This window comes from Nocardiopsis eucommiae (genome assembly GCF_965344335.1).
GTDB lineage: Bacteria > Actinomycetota > Actinomycetes > Streptosporangiales > Streptosporangiaceae > Nocardiopsis > Nocardiopsis eucommiae.
Genome location: NZ_CBDRIY010000002.1, coordinates 196,591 through 223,162, shown reverse-complemented (window position 1 = coordinate 223,162; position 26,572 = coordinate 196,591). Strand labels below are relative to the sequence as shown.

Genomic DNA, 26,572 nt, shown 5'->3' with positions numbered 1-26,572 from the left:
CGTTGAGACGGGTCGATCCGTGTGTCCCGTGGGGCCGTCGAAACGCACCCCACGGGACGTACTGGTCTTAACGCGCAGTCTAGGCGTCAGGGTTGCCTTCGCCCGCGACCTGCTCGACCGTGTCGGCGTTGGCGGCCTCGACGGCGTCCGCGACCTCCTCGGCCTCGGCCTCCTCGGCGGCCTCGGCGTTCGCGGCGACGGCCACGATCTTGTTGCCCTTGTCCAGGTTCATCAGCCGGACACCCATGGTGGTGCGCCCGGACCGCTTGACCTCGGCGGCACCGGTGCGGATGACCCCGCCGGCGGAGGTGATCGCGAAGATCTCGTCCACCTCCGGGTCCACCATCAGGGCGCCGACCAGCTTGCCCCGGGCCTCCACGACCTTGGCCGTCAGCACGCCCTTGCCGCCGCGGTTCTGCACCGGGTACTGCTCCGAGGGGGTCCGCTTGGCGTACCCGTTCTCGGTGGTGACCAGCACGTCGGAGGAGCCGTCGTCGGGGCGGATGACGTCCATGGAGAGCAGGTAGTCGCCCTCCAGGAACCGCATGCCGATCACACCGCTGGTCGCGCGGCCCATGGGCCGCAGCGACTCGTCGGAGGCCGGGAAGCGGATCGCCTGGGCGTCACTGGAGATCAGCAGCAGGTCGTCGTCGGCGAAGACCAGGCGCGCCGCGATCAGCTCGTCCTCCTCGCGGAGGTTGATCGCGATGATGCCCGCCGCGCGCGCGGAGTCGAAGTCCTCCAGGCGCGACTTCTTCACCAGGCCCTCGCGGGTGGCCAGCACCAGGTACGGCGCCGCCTCGTAGTCGCGCAGCGCCATGATCTGCGCGATCTCCTCGCCCGGCTGGAAGGGCAGCAGGTTGGCGACGTGCTGGCCGCGGGCGTCGCGAGCGGCCTCCGGCAGCTCGTAGGCCTTCGTCCGGTACACCCGGCCCTGGTTCGTGAAGCACAGGATCCAGTGGTGGGTGGTGGTGACGAAGAAGTGCTGGACGATGTCGTCCTGCTTGAGCTGGGCACCCCGCACGCCCTTGCCGCCGCGCTTCTGCGCGCGGTAGTTGTCGATGCGGGTGCGCTTGGCGTACCCACCGCGGGAGATCGTGACGACCACGTCCTCCTCCGCGATGAAGTCCTCCATACGCATGTCACCCTCGAACGGGATGATGTGCGTGCGCCGCTCGTCGCCGTACTTGTCGACGATCTCGCCCAGCTCCTCGCGGATGATGGTCCGCTGGCGGGAGTCCGAGCCGAGGATGTCGTTGTAGTCGGTGATGAGCGCCATGAGCTCGTCGTACTCGGCGGTGAGGGCGTTGCGCTCCAGAGCCGCCAGCTTGCGCAGCTGCATGTCGAGGATGGCGCGGGCCTGGATGTCGTCGATCTCCAGCAGACCCATCAGGCCGGTGCGCGCGTCGTCGGCCGAGGCGCTGCTCCGGATGAGGCTGATGACCTCGTCGATCCGGTCCATCGCCCGGAGGAGGGCACGCAGGATGTGCGCCCGCTCCTCGGCCTTGCGCAGCAGGTACTTCGTCCGGCGGACGATGACCTCGACCTGGTGCTTGACCCAGTGGCGGATCATCTGGTCCAGGCGCAGGGTGCGCGGCACCCCGTCGACCAGGGCCAGCATGTTCGCGCCGAAGGTCTCCTGGAGCTGGGTGTGCTTGTACAGGTTGTTCAGCACGACCTTGGCGACGGCGTCGCGCTTGAGCACGATGACCAGGCGCTGACCGGTACGGCCGCTGCTCTCGTCGCGCACGTCCGCGATGCCGGTGATCTTGCCGTCCTTGACCAGGTCGGCGATCTTCAGCGCCAGGTTGTCCGGGTTGACCTGGTAGGGCAGCTCGGTGATGACCAGGGTCTGGCGTCCCCGGCCGTCCTCCTCGACCTCGACCACGGCGCGCATGGTGATGGAGCCGCGCCCGGTCCGGTAGGCCTCCTCGATGCCGCGCTTGCCCACGATGAGTCCGCGCGTGGGGAAGTCGGGGCCCTTGACACGGGCGATGAGCTGGTCGAGCAGCTCCTCGTCCTCGGCCTCGGGGTTGTCGAGGTACCAGTTGACGCCGTCCGCGACCTCGCGCAGGTTGTGCGGCGGGATGTTGGTGGCCATGCCGACCGCGATGCCCGAGGAGCCGTTGACCAGGAGGTTCGGGAAGCGGGCGGGCAGCACGACGGGCTCGGAGGAGCGGCCGTCGTAGTTGGGCCGGAAGTCGACGGTCTCCTTGTCGATGTCCCGGAGCATCTCCATGGCCAGCGGCGCGAGCTTGCACTCGGTGTAGCGCATGGCGGCCGCCGGGTCGTTGCCCGGTGAACCGAAGTTGCCGTTCGGGTCGACCAGCGGCATCCGCATCGACCACCACTGGGCCAGGCGGACCAGGGTGTCGTAGATGGCGCTGTCACCGTGCGGGTGGTAGTTGCCCATCACGTCGCCGACGACGCGGGCGCACTTGAAGTAACCGCGGTCGGGACGGTAGCCGCCGTCGTACATCGCGTACAGCACGCGCTGGTGGACCGGCTTGAGCCCGTCACGGACGTCGGGGAGGGCCCGGCCGACGATGACCGACATCGCGTAGTCGAGGTAGCTGCGCTGCATCTCGACCTGGATGTCGACGGGTTCGATCCGGTCGGTCACGCGCGAGAGGGACTCGACACTGGAGTCCCCGCCCTCAGGGGCGTCGGGGTTGTTCGCATCCGTCACGGATGTCGATCCCTTCTACGAGGCTTGCTTGGGGCACGGGTGGGAACGGGGGACCTAGATGTCCAGGAAGCGGACGTCCTTGGCGTTGCGCTGGATGAAGGCGCGCCGGGACTCGACGTCCTCACCCATGAGCACGCTGAACATCTCGTCGGCCTGGGCCGCGTCCTCCAGGTTGACCTGGTCGAGCACGCGGCGGTCCGGGTCCATCGTGGTGTCCCACAGCTCGTTGGCGTTCATCTCGCCCAGACCCTTGAAGCGCTGCACCATGTCGCGCGGGCGCGGGTCCCTCTTGCCCTCGGCGATCCCGGCCTCGATGACCCGGTCGCGCTCGGCGTCGGAGAAGGCGTAGCTCGCGTCGCTGCCCTTCTGGTCCCACTTGATCTTGTAGAGCGGCGGGCGCGCCAGGTAGACGTTCCCGGCCTCGACCAGCGGCTTCATGAAGCGGAACAGCAGGGTGAGCAGCAGCGTCCGGATGTGCTGACCGTCGACGTCGGCGTCGGCCATCAGGATGATCTTGTGGTACCGCAGCTTCTCGGCGTCGAACTCCTCGTGGATGCCGGTGCCCAGGGCGGTGATGATCGCCTGGACCTCGTTGTTCTTGAGGATGCGGTCGATCCGCGACTTCTCGACGTTCAGGATCTTGCCGCGAATGGGCAGGATGGCCTGGTTGTGCGGGTTGCGACCACCCTTGGCGGAGCCACCGGCCGAGTCACCCTCGACGATGTAGACCTCGCACTCCTCCGGGTTGGTGGACTGGCAGTCCGACAGCTTGCCCGGGAGGGAGGTGGTCTCGAGGAGGGTCTTGCGGCGGGTGAGGTCGCGGGCCTGGCGGGCGGCCACGCGGGCGCGGGCGGCCTGGCTGGCCTTGGACACGATGTCCTTGGCCTCGCCGGGGTTGCGCTCGAACCAGTCGCGCAGGTGCTCGTTGGTGACCTTCTGGACGAACGACTTGGCCTCGGTGTTGCCGAGCTTCGTCTTGGTCTGGCCCTCGAACTGCGGGTCCGCGAGCTTGACCGAGATGATCGCGGTCAGGCCCTCGCGGATGTCGTCGCCGGTGAGGTTGTCCTCCTTGTCGCGCAGCAGCTTCTGGTCACGGGCGTACCGGTTGACCAGAGTGGTGAGCGCGGAGCGGAAGCCCTCCTCGTGGGTGCCGCCCTCCGCCGTGTTGATGGTGTTGGCGAAGGTGTGCACGGACGAGGTGTAGGACTGGTTCCACTGCATGGCGATCTCGACCGCGATGCCGTCGCCGTCCTCCTCGAAGGAGATGATCGACGCGTGCGCCGGCTCCTTCTTGGCGTTGATGTGCCGGACGTAGTCCGACAGCCCCTCCTCGTAGTGGAAGGTGTTGACCACGGGACCGTCGTCGGTGTGGTCGGGCCGCTCGTCGCGGATGGTGATGGACAGCCCCTTGTTGAGGAAGGCCATCTCCTGCATCCGGCGGGCCAGCGTCTCGAACGAGTACGTGGTGGTCTCGAAGATGTCGCCGTCGGCCCAGAAGGTGATCTCGGTGCCGGTCTCGTCGGTCTCCTCGGCCTTGACGAGCTCACCCGTGGGCGCGGTCATCTCGTAGTGCTGGCGCCAGACGTGCCCCTGCTGGCGGATCTCCACGTCGAGCGCCGTGGACAGCGCGTTGACGACGGAGATGCCGACGCCGTGCAGACCGCCGGAGACCGCGTAGGACTTGCCGTCGAACTTTCCGCCCGCGTGCAGCGTCGTGAGGACGACCTCGACCGCGGGGCGCTGCTCCACGGGGTGGATGCCGACCGGGATGCCCCGGCCGTTGTCGGCCACCCTGATCCCGCCGTCGGCGAGCAGGGTCACCTCGATGGCGTCGGCGTGACCCGCCAGCGCCTCGTCGACCGAGTTGTCGACCACCTCGTAGACCAGGTGATGCAGACCCCGCTCACCGGTGGAGCCGATGTACATACCCGGGCGCTTGCGTACTGCCTCAAGCCCTTCGAGAACCGTGATTGATCCTGCGTCGTAGGCCAAGTGGGAACACCCTCCTGCTGGGGACGCCTGTCGGCAGCGGCCGAGCGGACGACGGTCAACCCACGACAGGGTGATCGGAGGGCCGACTTGCCGCGACACCTGGGGGATCACCGTTCGCCGCACGGGCCGTCCGCCCACCCTCTACATGGGAGCGTGATACCGGCTACAGGCGTCTGAAGAACCGTCTCCATGATACCCCGCCCAGTGCGACAAAGTGGCATTCGCGGCCCTGTGCCGCTCCAGAACGAACGTTCGGGGCGGGACCCGAGTCCCTACACGCGGGCGACCCCTTGCGCAAGTCCCGGCGCGGTTCAGTGGCCTTCGCAGGGCCCCGGCACCCCCACTGGGCCGTGTCGCGGGAGGAGAGGCGTCCCGCGTGACGGGGCACGTGCCCGGAACGGCCACCGAGGACCACACGGGACCCCCAGGTCACAGACGTGTCGGGGCGAGACGGGGCGAACCGGGCGGGGTCACCGACGGCGGAACCCCGGCCCCTTCACCTTGATCGCGATGACGGTGCCGTCACCGAGCTCCTCGTTCAGACGGCGCATCAGATCCCGAACCATCGCTCGCGCGTGGGCCGCCATCGTCGGCGAATCGGCCACCACGACGAGTTCACCCTCCGAATAACTCTCCGGGCGAAGGTGTTCGGCGTTGAAATCACCGACGATGTCGGCCCATCGGCCGAACACGCCGCCGATGGCCACCTGCTCCTGCCAGCCGTGCTCGATCAGCCAGGTGCGCACCGCGTCACCGAACAGCTGGGGCTCGTTCCGTGACCGCAACCGGCCACGCCCGCGCTTCCGGTTCATGCCCCGGGGAACGGCGCCGCGCTCGCGCGCCTCCGCCCGGGCCCGGGCCAGCGCCTGGCGGGCCAGGTCCGCCCCCGAGACCGGAGGAGGCTCCGGGACGTGCGGGGCGGCCGGGAGGTGCGGGGCGGCGCCGTCCACAGGCTGTGGACGGACCGCCTCGGTCGCGTCGGCCAGCGCGTCGCGACCGGCGCCGGTGTCCACAGGCTGTGGACGACCCTCACGCATCCTCGACCACTCCCCGCCGGACCCCGAACCGCGCGCCGTCCAGTTCCTTCGGGATGTCCTCCGCGACCGCCGCCGTCACCAGCACCTGCTCGGTGTCGCGCACCCGCTCGGTCAGCCTGCGGCGGCGCTCGGAGTCCAGCTCCGCGAAGACGTCGTCCAGGATCAGCACCGGATCGTCGCCCTCCTCCCGCAGGAGCTCGAACGCGGCCAGCTTGAGCGAGAGGGCGTAGGACCACGACTCGCCCTGGCTGGCGTACCCCTTGGCGGGCAGGTCACCGAGGTGGAGGTGCAGATCGTCGCGGTGCGGCCCGACCAGGCTGACGCCCCGCTGGAGCTCCCGGTCGCGCGCCCCGGCCATCGCCTCGCGCAGGACGTCCACGAGCTGGGGACGGTCGTGCGGGAGCTCCACCCCCTCCTCGACCGAGGAGCTCCGGTAGCTCGGAACGGCCGGGCCGCCGGAGTCGGTCAGGCCCGCGTAGGAGTGCGCGATCAGCGGGCGCAGTTCCTCCACCAGCGCCAGCCGCGCCGCCAGGAGCTCCGCCCCGGCCTCGGCCAGGTGGGAGTCCCAGACCTCCAGCGTGCTCAGGTCCGGGGTGGCCCGCTGACGCATACGCGCCGAGGCCGACTTCAGCAGGGCGTTGCGCTGCTTGAGCACCCGCTCGTAGTCGGAGCGCACCCCCGCCATCCGGGGGGCGCGCGCCACCAGGAGGTCGTCGAGGAACCGGCGCCGTTCCCCGGGGTCCCCCTTGACCAGGGCCAGATCCTCCGGGGCGAACAGCACCGTCCGCAGGATGCCCAGTACGTCGCGGGGGCGCCCGGCCGCGCCGCGGTTCACCCTGGCGCGGTTGGCCCGGCCCGGGTTGATCTCCAGGTCCACCAGCATGTCCCGGCCGTCACGGACGACCTTGGCGCTGACGATCGCGCGGGGAGCGCCCTGGCGCACCAGAGGGGTGTCCGAGGACACCCGGTGGCTGCTGAGGCTGGCGACGTAGCCGATCGCCTCGACGAGGTTGGTCTTGCCCTGGCCGTTGGAGCCGACGAACACGCTCACGCCGGGTTCGAGTCGCAGCTGGGCCGTCTCGTAGGAGCGGAAATCGGCCAGTTGCAGGTGGGAGACGTACATCCGGCCTTCCTCCTGGAACGGGGGAGCGGGAACGGTGGGGGAGGGGCGGTGGGAGAACGGTGCCGGGGTCGGTCCGGGGATCCCCGGACCGATCCCGGGAGGAGCGGGCGCGGTCAGCCCTGCTCGGCGTCCGTGGGCGCGGCCTTCGTGACGGCGTGGCCGCCGAACTGGTTGCGCAGGGCGGCCACGACCTTCATGGCCTGACTGTCGTCCTGGCGGGAGGCGAACCGCGCGAAGAGCGAGGCGGTGATCGCCGGGGCGGGGACCGCGAGGTCCACGGCGGCCTGGACCGTCCAGCGGCCCTCGCCGGAGTCCTGCACGTATCCGCGCAGCTCGGAGAGGTCCGGGTCCTCCTCCAGCGCGCGGCCCAGCAGGTCCAGCAGCCAGGAGCGCACGACAGTGCCCTCACGCCAGCTCTCGAAGGTGCCGGGAACGTCCTTGACGATCCCCGAGGCCACCATCAGCTCGTAGCCCTCCGCGAAGGACTGCATCATGCCGTACTCGATGCCGTTGTGGACCATCTTCACGAAGTGGCCCGCGCCGACCGCTCCGGCGTGCACGAAGCCGCCGCCGTCGTCGGGGGTCAGGGAGTCGAAGACGGGGCGCAGGCGCTCCACGTCCTCGGCCCCACCGCCGACCATGATCCCGTAGCCGTTCTGGCGGCCCCACACGCCGCCGCTGACACCGGCGTCGACGTAGCCGACGCCCTTGGCGGCGAGCGCCTCGGCGCGCGGCGCGTCGTCGACGTAGTGGGTGTTGCCGCCCTCGACGACGATGTCGCCCTCGGAGAGGAGGTCACCGAGCTCGGAGACGATCGCGGCCGTCGGTTCGCCGGACGGGACCATCACCCACACCACGCGGGGGGCGTCGAGGCGGTCGACCAGTTCCGACAGGGTCTCGACGTCGCGGGCGCCGGGGGAGACGTCGTAGCCGACGACGTCGTGCCCCTTCTCACGCAGGCGGGCGGCCATGTTGCCGCCCATCTTGCCGAGACCGATCATTCCGAGTTGCATGTGTACTCCCCTGGGGCACCTGTGGACATGTGGAAGCCGACCGGCCCGTGGCGCTGTGCACGGGCCGGGCGGCGGACGCTCGTCGGTGGAACGGGCGTTCCGGTCAGCCGGAGAGGCGGACCGGCATGATCAGGTAGCGGTACTCGGGGGAAGCACCCTCCTCAGCGGGCTTCCCGGTGAGGATCGCGGGCTTGGTCGAGGTGGTGAAGTGCAGGCGGGCCACGTCGGTGCCGATGGCGCCCAGCCCGTCCAGCAGGAACCCGGAGTTGAAGGCGATCTGGATGTCCTCGCCGTCGAGGTCCGCCTCCAGGGTCTCCACGGCCTGCGCGTCCTCACCGGTGCCCGCCTCCAGGACCAGCGCGCCCTGGGTGAAGGCGAGCCGCAGCGGGGTGTTGCGCTCGGCGACCAGCGAGACGCGCTTGACGGCCTCGACGAACTCGGAGCGGCTGACCTCCGCGACGGTGTTGAAGGTGTCCGGCAGCAGGGCGCGGTACTTGGGGAACTCACCGTCGAGCAGACGCGTGGTGGTGCGTCGGCCGCCGCCCTCGAAGCCCATCATGCCCTCGCCGGTCTCGCTGCCCGACAGGGCGATGGAGACCTCGGCGCCCGAGGTGAGCGACTTGGCGGTGTCGTGGAGGGTCTTGGCCGGAACCAGCGCGACCGCGGACAGGTCCGGGTTCTCCGGCTTCCAGTTCAGCTCGCGGACGGCGAGGCGGTAGCGGTCGGTGGAGGCGAGGGTGATGGTCTCGCCCTCGATCTCGACCCGGATGCCGGTGAGCATCGGGAGCGTGTCGTCACGGCCGGCCGCCACGGCGACCTGGCTGACGGCGGCGGCGAAGGCGTCGCTGCCGACGGTCCCGCTCACGCCGGGCATCTCCGGGAGGGACGGGTAGTCCTCGACCGGCATCGTGTTCAGGGTGAACTTGGCGCTGCCGCAGCTCACGACGACCTTGGGGCCGTCCGTGGAGATCTCCACAGTCTGTGGAGGAAGGTTGCGGGTGATCTCGGCGAGGAGGCGTCCGGAGACCAGGGTCTGCCCGGGCTCCTCGATCTCGATGTCGACGGAGACCTGCGCGGAGACCTCGTAGTCGAAGCCGGACAGGCGCACCCGCTGTCGGCCGTCGATCTCACCCGCGTCCAGCAGGATTCCGGCGAGGACCGGTACAGAGGGACGCGAGGGCAGTGTGCGCGCTGTCCAGGCGACAGCGTCGGCCAGTACGTCGCGTTCGACCCGGAACTTCACTCTCCGACTCACTTTCCGCCCGACCGGGGACCGGTCGCAGCCTCAACGTTGCAGCTCGTGGGTGTCTCGTGGATCCGCCGGGGGCGTGTCCCCAGGGTGTGGACAGCGTCCGCGACGAGGGCGGACCGTGCCGCTGGAGCGGTCTCGGACTCCGTAGGGGTCACCGCTCAGATCCGGGCGGCGGAGGACAGGGGCGAGACCACACGTTACCCGGATTCACCCGCTGCCGCTGACAGCTCGGGACTGACCCGCCGTCACCTCGATCTCAGGCGTTTGTCCACAGATTTTCCGCGAAGCTGTTTTGACGCCACATCTTGGTTAATGAAAGTGCGTCGTAGTAGTAGGGCCTGTGGATAGTGTGGATAACCCTTGTTCTCGCAGGTCAGACTGCGAATTTTTGTCCACAGGGCCTGTGGATGACCCTGTGCGTAACTCGGGCCCGCTGTGGACAACCAGAGGGCCCCTCAGCTTGTCCACAGAGCGTCCACAGGTTCGTCCACAGCTTTTCCCCAAGTTGTCCACAGTGCCTGGGGGTTCCGTGGTCCGATCATCGGTGGCCGTGTCCACAGGGCGACCCTGGGTTACCCACAGGCGCGGGGCTGTTGTCCACAGGTTATCCACAGGGTTGTCCACAGAATTCGACCCCTCTCTGTGGATAACTCCGCCGAGAAAACCCCAAACTTTTTTTCGGAGCCCGGCGCAGAGCGCGCGAACCTGGACAAAGAGTCTGTGCACAGGGTTTTCCACAGGTCCTTCGCGAAGCGCTGGTCCCGTTCCTCGTCACGGCCCCTGACCGGCGACCTTCACCCCCGCTGTGGCCAGCGCAACAGGCTCCGCACACCCGGGAAACCAGGGGAAACAGTGCGTGTCCGGTACGCACCGTACTGCTCGGCCATGACACGGACGTACCTCTCCCCAGGGTGCCAACACCCACACAAGCCTGTGGATAACTCGGCCCGGGTGGTTTCGGGGGAGCCCCGGAGACTGTGGACAGGCGCGAGCGTGCGCACGGAGGCCCACCGGCGCGGTCACGGGCCTCCCGACGGGCGCGGGACGGGGAGAGAAGTCGACACGTCGACTCGGGGACACGTCGACAGGCGGACACGGAGACACGGGGACACGGGGACAGGCGCACGGACCGGGGGCCCGCGGGTACCCGGAGACACCCCCGGACACGGCGGAGGGGCGGGCCGCCGCACTGGCGGGCCCGCCCCTCCGGTCGTCGTACGCCCGGCACGTCGGTCAGGTCAGCGAGGGCTGGTCCTTGATCCGGCTGGTCAGCTCGTGCACCTGGTTGTAGATGGAGCGGCGCTCCGCCATCAGCGCCCGGACCTTGCGGTCGGCGTGCATGACCGTGGTGTGGTCCCGGCCGAACTGCTGCCCGATCTTCGGCAGGGAGAGGTCGGTGAGCTCACGGCACAGGTACATGGCGATCTGCCGGGCCGTGACCAGGACCCGGGACCGGGAGGTCCCGCACAGGTCCTCCAGGCTCAGCCCGAAGTAGGCCGCGGTCTGGGACATGATCGCGCTGGCCGTGACCTCCGGGACCTCGGCGTTGGGGACCAGGTCGCGCAGTACCTGGCCGGTCAGGTCCAGGTCCACGGACTGCCGGTTCAGGCTGGCGAAGGCGGTCACCCGGATCAGCGCCCCCTCCAGCTCCCGGATGTTGGTGGAGATCTTGCTGGCGATGAACTCCAGGACCTCGGGCGGGGCCGCCAGGCCCTCCTGCGCGGCCTTCTTCCGCAGGATCGCGATGCGGGTCTCCAGCTCCGGCGGCTGGACGTCCGTCAGCAGGCCCCACTCGAACCGGCTCCGCATCCGGTCCTCCAGCGTGGTCAGCTGCTTGGGCGGCCGGTCACTGGAGATGACGATCTGCTTGTCGGAGTTGTGGAGCGTGTTGAACGTGTGGAAGAACTCCTCCTGCGTCTGCTCCTTGTTCTCCAGGAACTGGATGTCGTCCACCAGGAGCACGTCGATGTCCCGGTAGCGGCGCCGGAACCCGTCCGCCTTGCCGTCCCGGATCGAGTTGATGAACTCGTTGGTGAACTCCTCCGAGCTCACGTACCGCACCCGTGAGCCCTCGTAGAGCCGGTGCGTGTAGTGGCCGATGGCGTGGAGGAGGTGGGTCTTGCCCAGTCCCGAACCGCCGTGGATGAACAGCGGGTTGTACGCCTTCGCGGGGGCCTCCGCCGCAGCGACCGAGGCCGCGTGCGCGAACCGGTTGCTGGAGCCGATGACGAAGGTGTCGAAGGTGTACTTCGGGTTCAGCCGCGCGTGCTCACCGGGCGGGATCTCCTGGGACCGCCCGGGCGGAGAGGTCGGGGCGGGTGCCGGTGCGGACGGTGCGGCGGGTTCGCTCTCCTCCGCCGCCGGGGGATCAGCCACGGGCTCGACGGGCGCGGGGGCGGCCTCGTGCGCGCTCGGGGCCGGTTCCGCGACGGGCGCGGGCTCCGGGCCGGGCCTCGGGGCCGGGCTCTCCCAGCGGTTGGGCTCGTCCCACGACGCGTCCGACCAGCTCTGCTGCTGCCACAGCTGCTCCTGGGCGGGCTGTTCCCATCCGGTGGCCGAGGCCGCGGGGAACGCCGTCCGGTGCCCCTCCTGGGGGCGCGCGGGGGGATCGGGGAGCGGCTGCTGGGCGCCGTGCGCGGGGAGGTCCGTGGCGGGCCGTGCCGGTGCGGGGGCCGGGCCCTGGGAGGACCGCTCCGGAACGTGCGGGGCCCGGCCGTCAGCGGTCACGTGCCCGTGCTGCTGGGGCGCCGGTCCCTGCTGGGGCGCAGGTCCGCGTTCGGCGGGCCGCGGGCCCTGTGCGGAGGAGGCGGGGCCGAGCAGGTCGGCCTGCGCCTCCTGGGCACGCGCGTGCCCAGGGTGGGCGCCGAGCGCCTCGGACGGGTGCGGGGCCTGCGGCCGCTGGGGTGCGTCGAAGGGGTGCGGTCCGGCTGGACGGGCGTGCTGGCCACGGGGTTCGTGGACGGAGGGCTGGTCGGCGCGGCCCGGCGCCGGGGGCTGCTCGGGCGGCGCGGAGAGCGACGTGTGCGCGCCCGTGTCCCTGCTCACTCCGTAGGGGGAGGGAGTCGGGGGAGGGGTGGGCACGGCGGTGGGGTCCACGGTGACCGCGACCCGGATCTCCCGTCCCAGGTGTGCCGAGAGCGCCTTGCTGATCGCCGGGTAGAGGCGCGTCTCCAGGACCTTCTTGGTGAACTCGTTGGGCGCCGCGATCAGCGCCGTGTCCTCGATCAGACCCAGCGGACGGGTCTGCGGCAGCCAGGCACGCTGGTGTGCGGGGAGGGAGTCGTGGTCGATCCCGTCCAGCACGCTCGACCAGACCATTGCGAGGTTGACCTGTGCTTCAGCCAAGGTGACCTGCCATGGTTGCTGTCCCTTCGGTGCGGATCTGTTCGGTGCGGTGGGAGGCGGTGAGGGGACGGGGGCGTTCGGTCCGGCGTGTCTCTGGGGGCGGGGACCCCACGGGGCCCACACGTCCCATTGTCCTCCCCTGAGGGAGGTGCCGGGCCGGGGTTCCGGTTCGCGGGCGGTCGTTCGGGTCGTGCGCGGCCTGTGGACAACGGACGCGAAGTCTGGAGTCCAGGAGTGTGACTACCTTCGGGTATCCACAGCTTCCGGAGGTTGTCCACACCTTGTCCACAGGTTTATCCACAGGATGGCAGACCCCTGTGTGTATCGGGAGGTTATCCACAATCCCCAGTTCAGGGGGTGTGTACAGCGATTGTCCACAGGTTTGGGGTGGCTGTGGACAGTCTCGGGGGCGAGTTATCCACAGGTTGAGGTTATCCACAGCCCCCACCCCTTGGGGAAGTCTCACACGCTGTGGACAACCGGTTGTCCACAGGGAGGCGGGTAGACTGTGGCCGGTGGCGTCCGCCACCGGTCGAGCCGGGCCCGGCCTCCCCTCGCTGGACGGTCAGCGGGGCCGATTTGACCACGACCCGACCAGGTCGTATGTTCTTTATGCTTATGCCGACGATTCTGCCTGCGCTCGTGCCAGCCACGAAGTCGCGGCCTCGTCGCACGCACTGTAAGGCCCCGCATATCCTGGGGGTCTGTCGTAGTACTTTCCTGACACGCCCCTGGAGCCAGTAGTGAGCAAGCGTACGTTTCAGCCGAACAACCGGCGTCGCGCGAAGGTCCACGGCTTCCGGCTGCGCATGCGTACGCGCGCCGGTCGCGCCATCATCGCCTCGCGACGTCGCAAGGGACGCGCCGCGCTGACCGTGAGCCACTAGGCCACGTCAAGCCTCAAGTCTTCACTGGGACCGGTCCGGCCTTCTCGCCGGTCGGTCCCTTTGTCGTGGGGCACGGAACCGGTAGCCGGGGGCCGTGCCGCACCCCTCTCCCGGAGGAACCCCGATGTTGTCGCCGGAGAACCGGATGCGCCACAGCGCCGAGTTCGGAACGGTCATGCGTTCCGGTCGGCGCTCCTCGCGTGACGCTTTGGGCGTCATCTACCTCGCTCCCCGGAAACCGTCCGGCGACAGTGACCACACCGACGCACCGGCACCGCCGCGCGTCGGTTTCGTCGTGAGCAAGGCCGTCGGGGGAGCCGTCGTCCGCAAACGCGTGCAGCGGCGCCTCCGGCACCTGATGCGCTCACGGTTGGCTGTTCTGCCAAACGGTAGCCTGCTGGTAGTGCGGGCCAGGCCCTCGGCCGCGAACCTGCGGCAGGCGGACCTGGCGGTACAACTCGACAGCGCGATCGCCGCGGCGCAGCGTCCCCGTGGGGCCGACAAGCGTCGGCGCGGCCGCGGGGGCCCACGCCCCGAACCGGTCGGGTCGGCGAAGAGTGAAGCAGACGGTGACCGTCGCCCCCAGGAGGGCGCAGAACGGTGGGCGCAGCAATGACCGAGCACAGACCGACGTCGTTCGCACGGCTGCTGATCCTGCCCATCCGGGGGTACCAGCGCTTCATCAGCCCGCTCTTCCCCCCGGTCTGTCGTTTCTACCCCTCGTGCAGCGCGTACGGCGTCGAGGCGCTGCGCGTCCACGGGGGGCTTCGCGGGTTGTGGCTGACGGTCAGGCGCATCGCCCGCTGCCACCCGTTCAACCCGGGGGGTCTTGATCCGGTTCCGCCGCCCAAGGGGCGCCGGAACGAGGAGTCCGAGGAGTCTACGGGCGGAACCGGGCACACCGGCACCGCTTCCGGGGACCAGTAGCTGAACCGAATCACCGAGGAGTTGGCCGGTGCTGGACTGGCTTTACAACATCATCGGCCACGTGTTGGTCTGGATCCACTCGGGTCTGACCATCGTTGGCCTGAACCCCGACAGCGGGTGGGCGTGGGGCCTGTCCATCGTGCTGCTGACCTGCCTGATGCGTCTGCTGATGGTGCCGCTGTTCGTCAAGCAGATGAACACGCAGCGCAAGATGCAGGAAGTGCAGCCGAAGATCATGAAGCTTCGGGAGCGCTACAAGCACGACAAGGAGCGGCTCCAGCGGGAGTCGATGAAGCTCTACCAGGAGAGCGGCACCAACCCCATCATGGGCTGCCTCCCGCTGCTGCTCCAGATGCCGGTCTTCTTCGCCCTGTTCAGCGTGCTGCGCAGCGTGGCCGAGGGCAAGGTGCAGTTCGGCTTCACCCAGGAGCTCGCGGACAGCGCCCGTGAGGCGCTGATCTTCCACGCCCCGATCGCCGCCCAGTTCAACACCCCGGCGGACGAGCTGCGGGCGCTGGGCGCGACCGACCCCATCATGGCCAAGGTCGTCATCGCCATCGCGTGTGTGGTCATGGGCGTCACGACGTTCCTCACCATGCGTCAGAGCATCAAGCGCAGCATCGCGCAGCAGCCTGACAACCCGATGATGCAGACCCAGAAGATCATGATGTACATGGCGCCGGCCTTCGGGCTCTTCGGCCTCATGATGCCGATCGGTGTGCTGGTCTACTGGGTCACCTCCAACGTGTGGACGATGGTGCAGCAGCACTTCCTGTACCGGAACCAGCCCGCGCCCGGCACGGACACCGAGTCCTCGAAGGGCTCCTCCTCCAAGGGTTCGGCCAAGGGCATGCTCGGCCGCAAGAAGGCTCCGGAAACCGCTCCGGAGCCGGTGGAACAGCCTAAGATCGAACGCAAACAGCCGAAGAAGCAGACGCGTTCCAAGCGCGGCGGCGGCGCCAAGTAGGGCCTCCCTGTTTCGTGTCGGCGTTCACGACTTTCGAGTGCGCAGGCGAGAATGCCCCTGAGGCGTACGGCGGCCAGGGACTGACGGATAGAGGAGACGGGATCGCTGTGGGACGTAGCGAGGAAGAGAGCGGTGGTGTGGCGGTGGCTGACGCACCTGAGGCGGGAGTCGACGTCGAGGCCCTGGAGAACGAGGGCGACATCGCCGCGGACTACATCGAGGGTCTGCTCGACATCGCGGACTTCGACGGCGACATCGACATGGACGTCGAGGGCGACCGCGCGATGGTCTCCGTCGTCGGGGCGACCCTGGACGAGCTGATCGGTCAGGACGGCGAGGTCCTGGAGGCGCTCCAGGAGCTGACCCGTCTGGCCGTCCACCGGGCCACGGGTGAGCGCAGCCGACTGATGCTGGACATCGGCGGCTACCGCGACGGCCGCCGGAAGGTGCTCTTCCAGATCGGCGCCGAGGCGGCCACGAAGGTCAAGGAGACCGGCGAGGTCCACCCGCTGGAGCCGATGACGCCGTTCGAGCGCAAGGTGGTGCACGACGCGGTCGCCGCGGCCGGACTGCGCAGCGAGTCCGAGGGCGAGGAGCCCAACCGCTACGTGGTGGTCCACCCCGCCGACTAGGCGACGGACGGGCGGTCGAGGGGCGGTGTTTCACGTGAAACACCGCCCCTTCGTCATGCCCGGAGGGGCGGTGGGTCACCGGCGCGGGACCCACCCGGACGGAGGTCCCGGGACCGAGTCGGACGCAAGGGGTGTTTCACGTGAAACACCGGTGCGGCCCCCGCGTAGGATCGTCTGCGGGGACCTTCCCACCACGAGTCGTCCCACCCTCGGTACCCCCGGGGTGGCTCCGCGAGTGGAGTCGCGAACCACACGATCCGTGTGGGGGAGGGACGAACCCCCATGCGCGCGGTCGGCCGCGATCCGACGCGCGCTTCCCGCGTCGTTCGGTCCCTGTCCCCTTGTGGACAGGTCGACATGACGACCCAACGGTTCATGGAAGTGACGATGGACGAGTTCCGACAGGTGGTGACCGATGACCTCGGGCACTGAGGAGCCCGGCGCCACGCTCCCCGCCCCGCCCCCGGAGGCGGTCGCGGTCTTTGGCGACACCCTGCCCGTGGCGACCCGCTACGCCGAACTGCTCGCCGACGACGGGGTGCGTCGCGGGCTGATCGGCCCGCGCGAGGTGCCCCGCCTCTGGGAGCGGCACCTCATCAACTGCGCCGTCGTGGAGGAGCTGATCCCCGAGGGCGCCGAGGTGGTGGACATCGGTTCCGGTGCGGGCCTGCCGGGGCTGGTGCTGGGTCTGCTGCGCCCCGACATCAGGATGATCCTCCTGGAGCCCCTGCTGCGGAGGACGGTCTTCCTCGACGAGGCGGTCCGGACCCTGGGGCTGACCAACGTGGAGGTGCGCCGGGGGCGCGCCGAGGAGGCGCACGGCGAGCTGTACACCGACTTCGTGACGGCCCGTGCGGTGGCTCCGCTGGCCCGGCTGGCCGGTTGGTCGCTCCCCCTGCTGCGCAAGGACGGCAGCCTGTTGGCCCTCAAGGGGGAGCAGGCGGAGGCCGAACTCGCGGAGGCCCGGGAAGACGTTTCGAAACTGCGCCCTGGCGTGAGCGATGTGATCAGGGTGGGGCGGGGTAAAGTCGATCCCGCTACCACGGTCGTTCGCGTCACGGTGACATCCGACGGTGGCCCGCCCGCGTCGGGAGGCTCCCAGAAGAAGGCGCGGAACGGCAAGAAGAAGCGCGGACGGAAGAGGTGAACTCATTCGTGCCCCAGAACCCAGCCGACGACGCCGGTGTTTCACGTGAAACACCGGCGGGCGCCTATGGAGACCTGCTCGATGTTTCACGTGAAACACCGATCGACTCCACGGCGGGCCAGCCCCCTGTTTCACGTGAAACATGGAGTGGCGAGGCGGCCCCCGACAGCGTCCCCGACACTCCTCTCGCCCGGGCGGCCCGAGCCGCGATGACGGGCCGTGCGCACGAGGACCCCTGGCCTCGTCCCAAGGCCTGCCGGATCATCAGCGTCGCCAACCAGAAGGGCGGGGTCGGCAAGACCACCACGACGGTGAACATCGCCGCCGCCCTCGCCATGAACGGACAGCGCGTCCTCGTGGTCGACCTCGACCCGCAGGGGAACGCCTCCACCGCTCTCGGCATGGAGCGCGACACCCAGACCCGGTCCATCTACCACTGTCTCGTCGAGGACGAGGAGATCCGCAAGCTGGCCCAGCCGGTTCCGGACATCCCCAACCTGTGGTGCGCTCCGGCCACCATCGACCTCGCGGGCGCGGAGATCGAACTGGTCTCCCTCGTGGCGCGGGAGGCCCGACTCAAGCGGGCCTTCGCGGCCTACGACACCTCGGACCTCGACTACATCCTCATCGACTGCCCGCCCTCGCTCGGCCTGCTGACGGTCAACGCGATGGTGGCGTGCGACGAGGTCATGATCCCGATCCAGTGCGAGTACTACGCGCTGGAGGGGCTCGGCCAGCTTCTGCGCAACGTGGAACTGGTCAAGTCGCACCTGAACACGGGACTGTCGGTCAGCACGATCCTGCTGACGATGTACGACGGTCGGACCCGGCTCGCCCAGCAGGTGGCCGACGAGGTGCGCTCGCACTTCGGAGAGCTCGTCCTGAAGTCGCTGGTACCGAGGAGCGTCCGTGTCTCCGAGGCGCCCAGCTACGGGCAGTCCGTCATGACCTACGACCCGGGATCGACCGGCGCCGTGGCCTACCTGGAGGCGGCGCGAGAGATCGCCTTCCGGGCCGAGGGGCTCAACCCCGGCTGACGGTGGTTGTTTCACGTGAAACACTCCGCCCGGTCGGCGCGGCCGACCGGGCGGGCGGAAACTCACAAGGAGTGTGGAGGGAGTTGCCGGTGAGCCAGCAGCGGCGCGGACTGGGCAAGGGGCTGGGGGCGCTCATCCCGCAGGGGCCGGCGGCCCCCGCGCCGGTGGACGTCCGCGACACGGTGGTGTCCGTCCCCGAACCCCCTGCGGCCCAGGGGCCGACGGAGATGCCGGACGGGACCTACCTGGAGGAGGTCGAGCTCGGCTCGATCACCCCCAACCCCCGTCAGCCCAGGACCTACTTCGACGACGAGGCTCTGGACGAGTTGCGGGACTCGATCATCGAGGTCGGTCTGCTCCAGCCCGTCGTGGTCCGCAAGCTCGAAGGCGGGGAACAGCCCCGCTACGAGCTGATCATGGGGGAGCGGCGGTTCCGGGCGAGCAAGCTCGCGGAGTTGGACCGCATCCCCGCGATCGTGCGTCGGACGGACGACGACGAACTGCTCCGGGAGGCGCTCCTGGAGAACCTGCACCGGCAGCAGCTCAACCCGCTGGAGGAGGCGGCCGCGTACCAGCAGATGCTGGACGACTTCGGCACCACCCAGGGGGAGCTGGCCCAGCAGGTCGGGAAGTCGCGTTCGCACATCGCCAACACGCTGCGTCTGCTCAACCTCCCGGGGAGGGTGCAGACGCGGGTGGCGGCCGGGGTGCTGAGCGCCGGTCACGCGCGTGCCCTGCTGTCGATCGACGACCCGGAGGCGCAGGAACGCCTCGCGAAGAGGGTCAACGACGAGGGGCTGTCGGTCCGGTCCCTGGAGGAGATCGTCGCGCTCCGGGAGATCCCGGACGAGGACAAGCCCCGAAGGGCCTCCGCCGGGCGGATTGACAACCCCCCGCAGATCGAGGAGTGGGCCACCCGTCTGGGTGACCGGCTGGACACCACGGTGAAGGTGGACATCGGCCGGAAGAAGGGCAAGATCGTCGTGGAGTTCGCGACGATGGAGGACCTGGAGCGGATCATCGGTCAGATGGACCGCGAGAACTGACCTCTCCACCCTCGCGAGTGATGGCGGTGTTTCACGTGAAACACCGCCATCGTCGTGTCCGCCGTCAGGTGACGGCGGTGTTCGGAGGGCCTGTTTCACGTGAAACAGCCGGTCAGGGGGTCGCTGGCCCACTGATTGCGCCCTCAGGTCGCCCGTGAGTGGCCCAGGGGGTGCAACCCTGGGGTGAGTCCGACTGGACGCCAAAAGGCCCCCAGGCTTCGCCTGAGGGCCTCTCGTGCGTGTGTGCGGTGCTCCGGGTCAGAGGAACTCCGCCAGCTCCTTCTCCAGGAGTCGCTTCGGCTTCGCGCCGATGATCTGCTTCACGACCTCGCCGTCCTTGTAGACGTTCATGGTCGGCAGCGACATGACGTTGTAGGCGCGGGGCGTCTCGGGGTTCTGGTCGGTGTTGACCTTGACGACCTCGATCTTGTCGCCGTGCTCAGCGGCCAGCTTGTCCAGGACCGGGGCCATCTGCTTGCAGGGACCGCACCAGTCGGCCCAGAAATCCACCAGGACGGGCTTGGCGCTCTTGAGGACGGTCTCCTCGAAGGAGGCGTCGGTGGCGTTCTTCACGGTGGACACTGCTTGGTTCTCCTTGGTTCGACGAAACCGGGTGAGGGGGGCCGGGGAGTCTAGTTGCCGAGGGCTGCGAGGAAGCGCTCGGCGTCCAGCGCTGCGGAACAGCCGGTACCCGCGGCGGTGATCGCCTGACGGTACTGGTGGTCGACCACGTCGCCCGCGGCGAAGACGCCTTCGAGGTTGGTCCGCGTGGACGGGGCGTCCACCTTCACGTAGCCCTCCTCGTCCAGCTCGACCTGCTTCTGGAAGAGCTCCACGCGCGGGTCGTGGCCGATGGCGACGAACAGGCCGGTGACGTCCAGCGTGCTGGCCTCGTTGGTCTTGTTGTTGACGAGCTTGAGGCCGCTGACGCGGTCCTCACCGACGACCTCGACGACCTCGGTGTCCCAGAGGAAGCTGATCTTCTCGTTGGCGAGGGCGCGCTCCGCCATGATCCGGCTGGCGCGCAGCTCGTCGCGGCGGTGGATCACCGTCACCGACTTGGCGAAGCGGGTGAGGAAGAGGGCCTCCTCCATGGCGGTGTCGCCGCCGCCCGCCACCGCGATGTCCTGGTCGCGGAAGAAGAAGCCGTCACAGGTCGCGCACCAGGAGGTGCCCCGGCCGGACAGTTCCTTCTCACCGGGCACGCCGAGCTCGCGGTAGCCCGAGCCGGTGGCCAGGATGACGGTGTGCGCGAAGTAGGTGTCACCGCCGACGGTGACCTCCTTGACCGGCTTGGTCAGGTCCACGTCGGTGACGTCCTCGGGGACCAGCTCGGCGCCGAAGCGCTCGGCCTGCTTGCGCAGGTTGTCCATGAGGTCGGGGCCCATGATCCCGTCCGGGAAACCGGGGAAGTTCTCCACGTCGGTGGTGTTCATGAGCGCACCACCGGCCGTGATGGACCCCTCGAACACCAGCGGGCGCAGTTCCGCGCGCGCGGCGTACACGGCAGCGGTGTACCCCGCCGGTCCGGAACCGATGATGATGACATTGCGGACGTCACTCACGCTCTAGGCCCTTCACACAGTCGCTGCCCGGCCACGGTGGTGTGACAGGGAAAGATGGTTAGCACAACCGATGGTAGGCGCACGCCATTCCCGGTCCGACATCCGTGCAGCGTACGGGGGTGGGGTATGGGACTCAGCCCTTCCCGGACCCCGGCCACCGGACCGCCCGGACCGCGAGGGCCAGGCCCCCGGCGAGAGCCCCCCACACGGCGTTCACGGTGAGCACCGAGAGCACCGCGAGGGGGTGAGTGAGCGGCACCCGGAACCCCTCACCGAGGAGCGGCGACAGCACCGCGCCGAGCAGGACCGCGAGCACCCCGTAGGCGACACCCGCGCAGACGAGGGTGACGAAGGGCCGGGGCACGTGCGCCACGACCACGGCCGCAACCCACGCCACCGTCACCAGCAGCGTGACGCCCAGCTGTGCCCAGGGGGCACCGATCGTCTCCGTGACCCCGGTGACACTCATCAGGGGGCGTATCAGGGCCAGTGCCCCCAGGCTCAGGACCAGGGGCCAGGGCACGCCGGGCGGGGCTCCGGTGGCCGGGGCCGGACGGTGGTTCATGGGGTCCCCCTCGTGGATTCTGGGGCGGCGGACGCCGCGACGACCTCCCGCACGCTACGGACGGGGCCTGCTCGGGGCGTCCGTCGCGTATCCCCTCCGGGTACGTCGAAACGCGTAGCCGGACGCGCCCGCGAACAGGGGTGCCGACGGGGCCGGGCTCCGTAGAATCACGGCATGCCCGACCGCCCCGGCCCGCGCGGCCAGCAGGACCCGTCCGGCTCCACCGACCGCACCGGCCGCCAGGCCGTCGTCGTCGACGCCCTCCTGGGGTTCGCCGTCTTCGCGGTGGTGGCGATCGCGATCGGGGCCGGGATCGGCGGGGGAGACCTCCCACCGACCGTGGCCTACGCGTTCGCGACCGCGCTCGGACTCCTCATGCTGGTCCGGCGCCGCTGGCCCCTGGCGGTCCTCCTGCTCACCGCCGTCCTGCTCATCGTCTACTACGTGGCGGATCTGCCGGTGATCGGGCTGGCCGTGCCCGCGGCCGCCGCGCTGTACTCCGCCGCCCTCTTCGACCGCACCCGGTGGGCCGTCGGGACCGCGGCGGCGCTCGTCGTCGTCTCCACGACGGCGAGGCTGGCCGAGGGCCAGGACCCGGCCTTCCTCCTCGGGTACGAACTGGTGTCGACCGTGGCCATCATGGGTGCGGCGATCGCCCTGGGGGACGGGGTCCGCCAGAGGGCGGAGGGCGCCCGCCAGCGCGAGTTGATCGCCGTCCTGGACGCCCAGGCGAGGGAGGCGGAGTCAGCCGAACTCCTGGCCCGCGAACGCGCCCGGATCGCGCGGGACCTGCACGACGCGGTCGGCCACCACCTCTCCGTGGTCTCCCTGCACACCTCGGTGGCGGCCGAGGCCCTGGAAGAGGGGGCGGTGGACGCACCGGTGGCCCGGGCCGAGCTGGACCACGTCTCCCAGGCGGCCCGGGAGGGACTGCGTGACCTGCGTTCCACGGTGCGGGCGCTGCGCGACCCCGGGCCATGGAGCGACAACGGGGACGGGGTCGAACGGGTGGCCGGGCTCGCGCACCTGGACGACCTGGTGGCCTCCGTGCGCGCGGCGGGGCTGACCGTGCGGGTGACCGGCGAGGGTGGTCCCGAGCTGCCCGGTCTGGTCGACGCCACCGCCTACCGGGTGGTCCAGGAGGCGCTGACCAACACGCTCAGGCACGCGCGGGCCGAGACCGCCGAGGTGGTGCTCGAACGCGCGGAGGAATCGCTCACGGTGACGGTCTCCGACGACGGGACCGGGCCCCTCCCCGGCGGGGCGCGCCGGGAGCCGCTCGACGGCGGGCGCGGCGGAACGGGGCTCGCGGGGATGAGGGAGAGGGTCCGGATGGTGGAGGGGACCCTGGAGGCGGGGCCGGTGCCCAGGAGCGGGTACCGGGTCCGCGCGCGGCTGCCGCTCGGGGGCGGGGAGTGAGCGCGCCGACGAGGGTCCTGCTCGTGGACGACCAGGAGCTCGTCCGCGCCGGTGTGCGCTCCCTGCTGGAGCGCGAGGGTGACATCGAGGTGGCGGCGGAGGCCGAGGACGGCCGCGCGGCGCTGGTCGAGGTCGACCGCCACCGCCCGGACGTGGTGCTGCTGGACCTCCAGATGCCCGTCATGGACGGGCTCGCCGTGCTCCGGGAACTGGAACGTCGACGTGTCGACACGTCGGGCCGCCGACATGTCGACACCCGGGTGGTGGTCCTCACCACCTTCGGCGAGGACGCCAACGTGTTCACCGCGCTGCGCCTGGGCGCCGCCGGTTTCCTGCTCAAGGACGCCAGGCCCCGTGAGCTGCGGGACGCGGTCCGCACGGTGGCGGCGGGGGAGGCCCTGCTGTCGCCCGGCGTCACCCGGCGCGTCATCGAACGCCTCGCCGGGAGCGAGCCGCCGCCCGAGGCCGTCGCGCGGCTGGAGGCGGTCACCTTCCGGGAGCGCGAGGTGCTGGCCCTGGTCGGGCGGGGGATGTCCAACCAGGAGATCGGGGCGGAACTGCACCTGAGCCCGGCCACCGCGCGCACGCACGTGGGCCGCCTCCTGGCCAAGCTCGGGGTGCGTGACCGCGTGGGGCTGGTGGTGCTCGCCTACGAGAGCGGGCTGGTGCGCGCGGGGGACGGCCGCTGAGGACGGGCCGCGCCACCGGTGGCGCGGTCGCCTACAGGGGACGCTCGGAGAGCACGCCGCCTCCGGGGTCCCCGTCCGTGCAGCTGCTCGGGTCGAGGACCACCACTCCGGCTCCGTCCTCGTCCCGGGTGAAGAGGACCCACGCGGGTCCGGGACCGTCACCGGCGTCGTAGAGGGCGTCGTCGACCAGGGTGACCCGTGTTCCGGCGTCCTTCTCGAAGCGGGTGACGCACTCCTGCGCGTCGGCGGTCAGCTGCGTGAGCTCCTGGGTGCCGGTCTCCTCCTGGGCGCCCTCCGTCGCGCGCGAGGCGGCCAGGACCTCCGCCGCCTGGGAGCCGAGCCGGTCCTCCGTGTAGACCGTGCCGCTCGCCACCGAGGTCGCGGAGTAGGACTGGGCGGTGTCGGGTGCCGACTCGGACTCGGACTCCTCCAGCAGCGGCGACGCGGCGGTGGACTCCTGCTGGTCGTTCATCTGCCCGTTGAGGATCGCGGCGCCGCCACCGACCACGAACACGGTCACGGCGGCGATCGCCATCAGGTGGGGGAGGCCGAAGCCGCGCCGCCGGTTGAGGGGGACCACCGGTGCCAACGTCTCCGCCCCGGGGCCCTCGGACGCGTCCGACGCGTCGGAGGCCGAGGAGTCGGCGAGAGGGGGTTCCCCGGCCGCCGGGGTCGCGGAGCGTTCGCGCACCGCCTCGGCCACACGCCCGTCGAGGAGGTCCGCGACGTCCTGCGGCAGTGCCGGAACGGGCTCGTCGGCGAGGACGCGGGTGACCCCCGAGAGTTCGTCGAGGACCGTGGCACAGGACGCGCAGGTCTCTATGTGGGTGGCAACGAAGCGTTCCTCGTCGGGGTCCAGAAGGTCCTCCGCGAAGAAGGCGAGTGCCTCCACGTCAGGATGGGACGTCACGATGGGTTGGCACCTCCTCTCCCAGATGTGACGTCTCGGGGAGGCTGAGGGTTCCTTAGATGGGCCAGTGAGGGAAGAAGTTTGGCGCGACCTCGCGCACACCGGCTCTTGACGGTGCCCGACGCGACCTCGAGGATCTCCGCCGCCTCGTCCACCCGGTAGCCGAGCATGTCCACGAGGGTCAGCGCCATCCTCTGGTCCAGCGGGAGGAGTTCCAGTGCGGCGTGCACGTCCAGCCGGGCCTCGGTCTGCGCGGCGTGGTCGTGTCCGCCCCCGGAACGGCTCAGGCGGTCGTTGGAGATGACGTCGAGGGTCTCGTCCTCCGTCGGGGTCGCCGGACGCACCTTGCGGCGTCTGAGGCGGTCGTGGCAGGCGTTCACCACGATGCGGTGCATCCAGGTGCTCACCTGCGACTCGCCACGGAACCGGTCGGCGGCGCGGAACGCGGACATGAAGGCGTCCTGGAGGGCGTCCGAGGCCTCCTCGGGGTCGCCCATCATCCGGACGGCGACAGCCCACAGGCGCTCACGGTGACGGCGAACCAGTACCGCGAACGCCTGTTCGTCACCCTGAGCGTGCCTCGACAACAGCTCCGTGTCAGGAAGCTCCTGGGCCGCGTCCATCAGCGCTGATCACATACCCCACAAAGTAGAACTAGGTCCCGCGAACCTCGACCTCGTTAATGGTCCCACGGAAGCGTCCGTCGTCCGAGGGCAGGTCGGTGAACCAGACGAGGACGTACCGGCCGGTCGCGGCCTCGTCCAGGGTGACGGTCTGCTCACCGCTGACCTCGCCCTCCCACGCGGAGGGGAGGTTGGCGTCCAGGCTGGCGTCGTCGGAGACGGCGTTGCTGTCACCGACCCTGATCTGGACCCCGTAGGAGCTCGAGGGCACCACCAGGTCGACCTCGTGGACCTCCTGGCTGGAGCCCAGGTCCAGGAGCAGGCCGACACCGGACTTCTCGGTGCCCATCGGGTCGTTGTAGCCCTCGGTGTTCCAGGCCGTGCTGGGATCGCCGTCGTGGGCCAGCGGCGCGTTCTGCCCGTGCTCGGAGTTGTCGCCCAGCGGGTCGAAGCCGTCGGAGTCGGAGATGTCCAGGACGCTCAGTTCGGCGTCGGCCGGGGTGTCCTCGGTCGCGCTGACGCTGGGGTCGGCCTCGCCGTCCGTGCCGGAGTTCATCATCGAGCCGAACGACCAGGCGCCGACGACGACCGCCACGAACAGCACCACCGCGACCGCGCCGACCAGGACGCGTTTGGTGGACGAGCCCTCCTCACGGGAGGCGCGCTGGTCCATGCGGGAGGGTGCCGGGCGGGAGGCGCCGCGGGCCGGGGCGGCGGCGGTGCGGCTGGTGCGGCGCTGGTTGTTGGTGGCGTCGAACTCGCCCGTGCGCCGGGAGGTCCCGGGCTCGGGCGGCGCGGCCTCGGCCGGGGAGACCGGCAACGGGATGAGCCGGGGGACCTCCGCCATGGCGGCGCAGAACTCGGCCGGGCTGGAGATGGGCGGGCCGGGCACCATCTGACCCACCAGCTGCGGCAGGGCCGCGCGGGTGGTGATGGAGGCCAGGGGTTCGCCCACGCCCTGTCTGAGCTGACCGGGCGGGTAGGGGCCCATCGGCCCCTGGGGTGCGCCGGGCAGACCGCTCTGCGGACCGCCGGGCCAGTACCCCGTGAGGGCCGCGTAGAGCAGGTTGCCCAGGCCCTGGGCGTCGACGGCGGCGGGCTGGGGGACGTTGTTCCCCAGCAGGGCGGCGTCCACCCCGATACCGGTGACCTTGACCGCTCCGCCGCTGCTCCACATGAGCTTGCTCGGGGTCAGGCACAGGTGGTGCAGGCCTCCCGCGTGCGCGGCGGCGATGGCCTCGGCGGCCTCGGCCACCAGACCGGCGGCGCGCTCGGGCTCCATCGGGCCCTGCGCGAGGAGTTCGGCGAGGGAGGAGCCGATGACCCACTCCTCGACGACGTAGGGGACGGGGGTGGTGTCGTCGGCGTCGAAGACCTGGGTGACGCGGGCGTCGGGGATACGGCTCGTCGCGCGGGCGGCGCGCACCACTTCGGACGTACGGGGGAAACCCTCCGCGAAGGTCCACACCGCGACGGGGCGCGCGAGCGTCTCGTCGGTGGCCTTCCAGCGGGTCGCGCCACCGGTCTCGCTCACCACGGTGTCGAGTCGGTAGCGGTTGGCCAGCTTCGCCCCGGGTTCGATCAGGAAGGTGCTCATGATGGGAGTGACGGGTGACAGTGCCGTGGTTCGCGTGGCGCCGTCGCGGGCGCACGCGCGGGGGTTCGGCGCTGTCTGCTGTCCCCAGCCTCCCTTCGGGCAGCTCGGAT

At 70.2% G+C, this 26,572-nt stretch carries 23 protein-coding genes; 10 read left to right on the top strand and 13 right to left on the bottom strand.

Annotation, left to right across the window (positions count from 1 at the left end; translation table 11 throughout):
• Nucleotides 1–79: 79 nt before the first annotated feature.
• The 7 genes from gyrA to dnaA all read right to left on the bottom strand — a co-directional run bounded on the left by gyrA (nucleotide 80) and on the right by dnaA (nucleotide 12,424).
• A complete protein-coding gene (gyrA, locus tag ACRWK8_RS02520) occupies nucleotides 80–2,689 on the bottom strand; it encodes a DNA gyrase subunit A (protein ID WP_378747066.1) in 2,610 nt (869 codons plus the stop codon).
• A gap of 54 nt (nucleotides 2,690–2,743) precedes the next feature.
• Complete coding sequence (gene gyrB / locus ACRWK8_RS02515; RefSeq protein WP_378747065.1) at nucleotides 2,744–4,681, bottom strand: DNA topoisomerase (ATP-hydrolyzing) subunit B; 1,938 nt, start codon at nucleotides 4,679–4,681, stop codon at nucleotides 2,744–2,746.
• Between the two features lie 470 nt (nucleotides 4,682–5,151).
• Nucleotides 5,152–5,631: a DciA family protein gene (locus tag ACRWK8_RS02510; protein WP_431868087.1), complete on the bottom strand. Its 480-nt coding sequence runs from the start codon at nucleotides 5,629–5,631 to the stop codon at nucleotides 5,152–5,154.
• Between the two features lie 79 nt (nucleotides 5,632–5,710).
• Nucleotides 5,711–6,841 (bottom strand): DNA replication/repair protein RecF, encoded by a 1,131-nt coding sequence (gene recF / locus ACRWK8_RS02505; protein ID WP_431868040.1) that lies wholly within the window; start codon nucleotides 6,839–6,841, stop codon nucleotides 5,711–5,713.
• Nucleotides 6,842–6,954: 113 nt separating this feature from the next.
• Nucleotides 6,955–7,854, bottom strand: a complete 900-nt coding sequence (gene gnd / locus ACRWK8_RS02500; RefSeq protein WP_378735406.1) for a phosphogluconate dehydrogenase (NAD(+)-dependent, decarboxylating) — start codon at nucleotides 7,852–7,854, stop codon at nucleotides 6,955–6,957.
• Between the two features lie 103 nt (nucleotides 7,855–7,957).
• Complete coding sequence (gene dnaN, locus ACRWK8_RS02495; protein ID WP_378735408.1) at nucleotides 7,958–9,097, bottom strand: DNA polymerase III subunit beta; 1,140 nt, start codon at nucleotides 9,095–9,097, stop codon at nucleotides 7,958–7,960.
• Between the two features lie 1,242 nt (nucleotides 9,098–10,339).
• Nucleotides 10,340–12,424 carry a chromosomal replication initiator protein DnaA gene (dnaA, locus tag ACRWK8_RS02490; protein WP_378736152.1) on the bottom strand — a complete coding sequence of 695 codons (2,085 nt, stop codon included), beginning with the start codon at nucleotides 12,422–12,424 and terminating at the stop codon, nucleotides 10,340–10,342.
• Between the two features lie 770 nt (nucleotides 12,425–13,194).
• Here dnaA and rpmH point away from each other — a divergent pair.
• The 8 genes from rpmH to ACRWK8_RS02450 all read left to right on the top strand — a co-directional run bounded on the left by rpmH (nucleotide 13,195) and on the right by ACRWK8_RS02450 (nucleotide 19,094).
• Complete coding sequence (rpmH, locus tag ACRWK8_RS02485) at nucleotides 13,195–13,338, top strand: 50S ribosomal protein L34 (protein ID WP_014909187.1); 144 nt, start codon at nucleotides 13,195–13,197, stop codon at nucleotides 13,336–13,338.
• Nucleotides 13,339–13,462: 124 nt separating this feature from the next.
• The gene (gene rnpA / locus ACRWK8_RS02480; protein ID WP_378735411.1) at nucleotides 13,463–13,954 is read left to right on the top strand and encodes a ribonuclease P protein component; all 492 of its coding nucleotides are present in this window, start codon (nucleotides 13,463–13,465) and stop codon (nucleotides 13,952–13,954) included.
• Nucleotides 13,951–14,265 carry a membrane protein insertion efficiency factor YidD gene (gene yidD, locus ACRWK8_RS02475; RefSeq protein ID WP_017545702.1) on the top strand — a complete coding sequence of 105 codons (315 nt, stop codon included), beginning with the start codon at nucleotides 13,951–13,953 and terminating at the stop codon, nucleotides 14,263–14,265. The genes rnpA and yidD overlap by 4 nt, the downstream gene beginning before the upstream one ends.
• Before the next feature lie 28 nt (nucleotides 14,266–14,293).
• Nucleotides 14,294–15,232 (top strand): membrane protein insertase YidC, encoded by a 939-nt coding sequence (yidC, locus tag ACRWK8_RS02470; RefSeq protein ID WP_352388372.1) that lies wholly within the window; start codon nucleotides 14,294–14,296, stop codon nucleotides 15,230–15,232.
• A gap of 143 nt (nucleotides 15,233–15,375) precedes the next feature.
• Nucleotides 15,376–15,864: a Jag family protein gene (locus tag ACRWK8_RS02465; protein ID WP_378735415.1), complete on the top strand. Its 489-nt coding sequence runs from the start codon at nucleotides 15,376–15,378 to the stop codon at nucleotides 15,862–15,864.
• A 415-nt stretch (nucleotides 15,865–16,279) separates the two neighbouring features.
• On the top strand, nucleotides 16,280–17,011 hold the full coding sequence (gene rsmG / locus ACRWK8_RS02460) for a 16S rRNA (guanine(527)-N(7))-methyltransferase RsmG (protein WP_378735417.1): 732 nt from the start codon (nucleotides 16,280–16,282) through the stop codon (nucleotides 17,009–17,011).
• Nucleotides 17,012–17,220: 209 nt separating this feature from the next.
• Nucleotides 17,221–18,048: a ParA family protein gene (locus ACRWK8_RS02455; protein ID WP_378735419.1), complete on the top strand. Its 828-nt coding sequence runs from the start codon at nucleotides 17,221–17,223 to the stop codon at nucleotides 18,046–18,048.
• A gap of 89 nt (nucleotides 18,049–18,137) precedes the next feature.
• Nucleotides 18,138–19,094, top strand: a complete 957-nt coding sequence (locus tag ACRWK8_RS02450) for a ParB/RepB/Spo0J family partition protein (protein WP_431868035.1) — start codon at nucleotides 18,138–18,140, stop codon at nucleotides 19,092–19,094.
• Between the two features lie 258 nt (nucleotides 19,095–19,352).
• Here the strand turns inward: ACRWK8_RS02450 and trxA are convergent, their stop codons facing one another.
• The 3 genes from trxA to ACRWK8_RS02435 all read right to left on the bottom strand — a co-directional run bounded on the left by trxA (nucleotide 19,353) and on the right by ACRWK8_RS02435 (nucleotide 21,224).
• Nucleotides 19,353–19,676, bottom strand: coding sequence for a thioredoxin (gene trxA, locus ACRWK8_RS02445; RefSeq protein ID WP_378735423.1), 324 nt, complete (start codon nucleotides 19,674–19,676; stop codon nucleotides 19,353–19,355).
• A gap of 50 nt (nucleotides 19,677–19,726) precedes the next feature.
• The gene (gene trxB / locus ACRWK8_RS02440; RefSeq protein WP_378735425.1) at nucleotides 19,727–20,659 is read right to left on the bottom strand and encodes a thioredoxin-disulfide reductase; all 933 of its coding nucleotides are present in this window, start codon (nucleotides 20,657–20,659) and stop codon (nucleotides 19,727–19,729) included.
• A gap of 133 nt (nucleotides 20,660–20,792) precedes the next feature.
• Nucleotides 20,793–21,224, bottom strand: a complete 432-nt coding sequence (locus tag ACRWK8_RS02435) for a hypothetical protein (RefSeq protein ID WP_431868033.1) — start codon at nucleotides 21,222–21,224, stop codon at nucleotides 20,793–20,795.
• 174 nt (nucleotides 21,225–21,398) lie between these two features.
• Here ACRWK8_RS02435 and ACRWK8_RS02430 point away from each other — a divergent pair, with 174 nt between their 5' ends.
• Together ACRWK8_RS02430 and ACRWK8_RS02425 are read left to right on the top strand one after the other, a co-directional pair.
• Entirely contained in the window at nucleotides 21,399–22,643 is a 1,245-nt protein-coding gene (locus tag ACRWK8_RS02430) for a sensor histidine kinase (RefSeq protein ID WP_431868031.1), read from the top strand.
• The gene (locus ACRWK8_RS02425) at nucleotides 22,640–23,332 is read left to right on the top strand and encodes a response regulator (protein ID WP_431868029.1); all 693 of its coding nucleotides are present in this window, start codon (nucleotides 22,640–22,642) and stop codon (nucleotides 23,330–23,332) included. Before ACRWK8_RS02430 ends, ACRWK8_RS02425 begins: the two co-directional genes overlap by 4 nt.
• Before the next feature lie 31 nt (nucleotides 23,333–23,363).
• On the opposite strand, the gene ACRWK8_RS02420 is transcribed toward ACRWK8_RS02425, so the two are convergent.
• The 3 genes from ACRWK8_RS02420 to ACRWK8_RS02410 are packed head-to-tail and all read right to left on the bottom strand — an operon-like array spanning nucleotide 23,364 to nucleotide 26,462.
• Nucleotides 23,364–24,224, bottom strand: a complete 861-nt coding sequence (locus ACRWK8_RS02420; protein WP_431868085.1) for an anti-sigma factor — start codon at nucleotides 24,222–24,224, stop codon at nucleotides 23,364–23,366.
• A gap of 14 nt (nucleotides 24,225–24,238) precedes the next feature.
• Nucleotides 24,239–24,865: an RNA polymerase sigma factor SigM gene (sigM, locus tag ACRWK8_RS02415; RefSeq protein ID WP_352388541.1), complete on the bottom strand. Its 627-nt coding sequence runs from the start codon at nucleotides 24,863–24,865 to the stop codon at nucleotides 24,239–24,241.
• Nucleotides 24,866–24,896: 31 nt separating this feature from the next.
• Nucleotides 24,897–26,462 carry a protein kinase family protein gene (locus ACRWK8_RS02410; RefSeq protein ID WP_431868026.1) on the bottom strand — a complete coding sequence of 522 codons (1,566 nt, stop codon included), beginning with the start codon at nucleotides 26,460–26,462 and terminating at the stop codon, nucleotides 24,897–24,899.
• Nucleotides 26,463–26,572 lie beyond the last annotated feature (110 nt).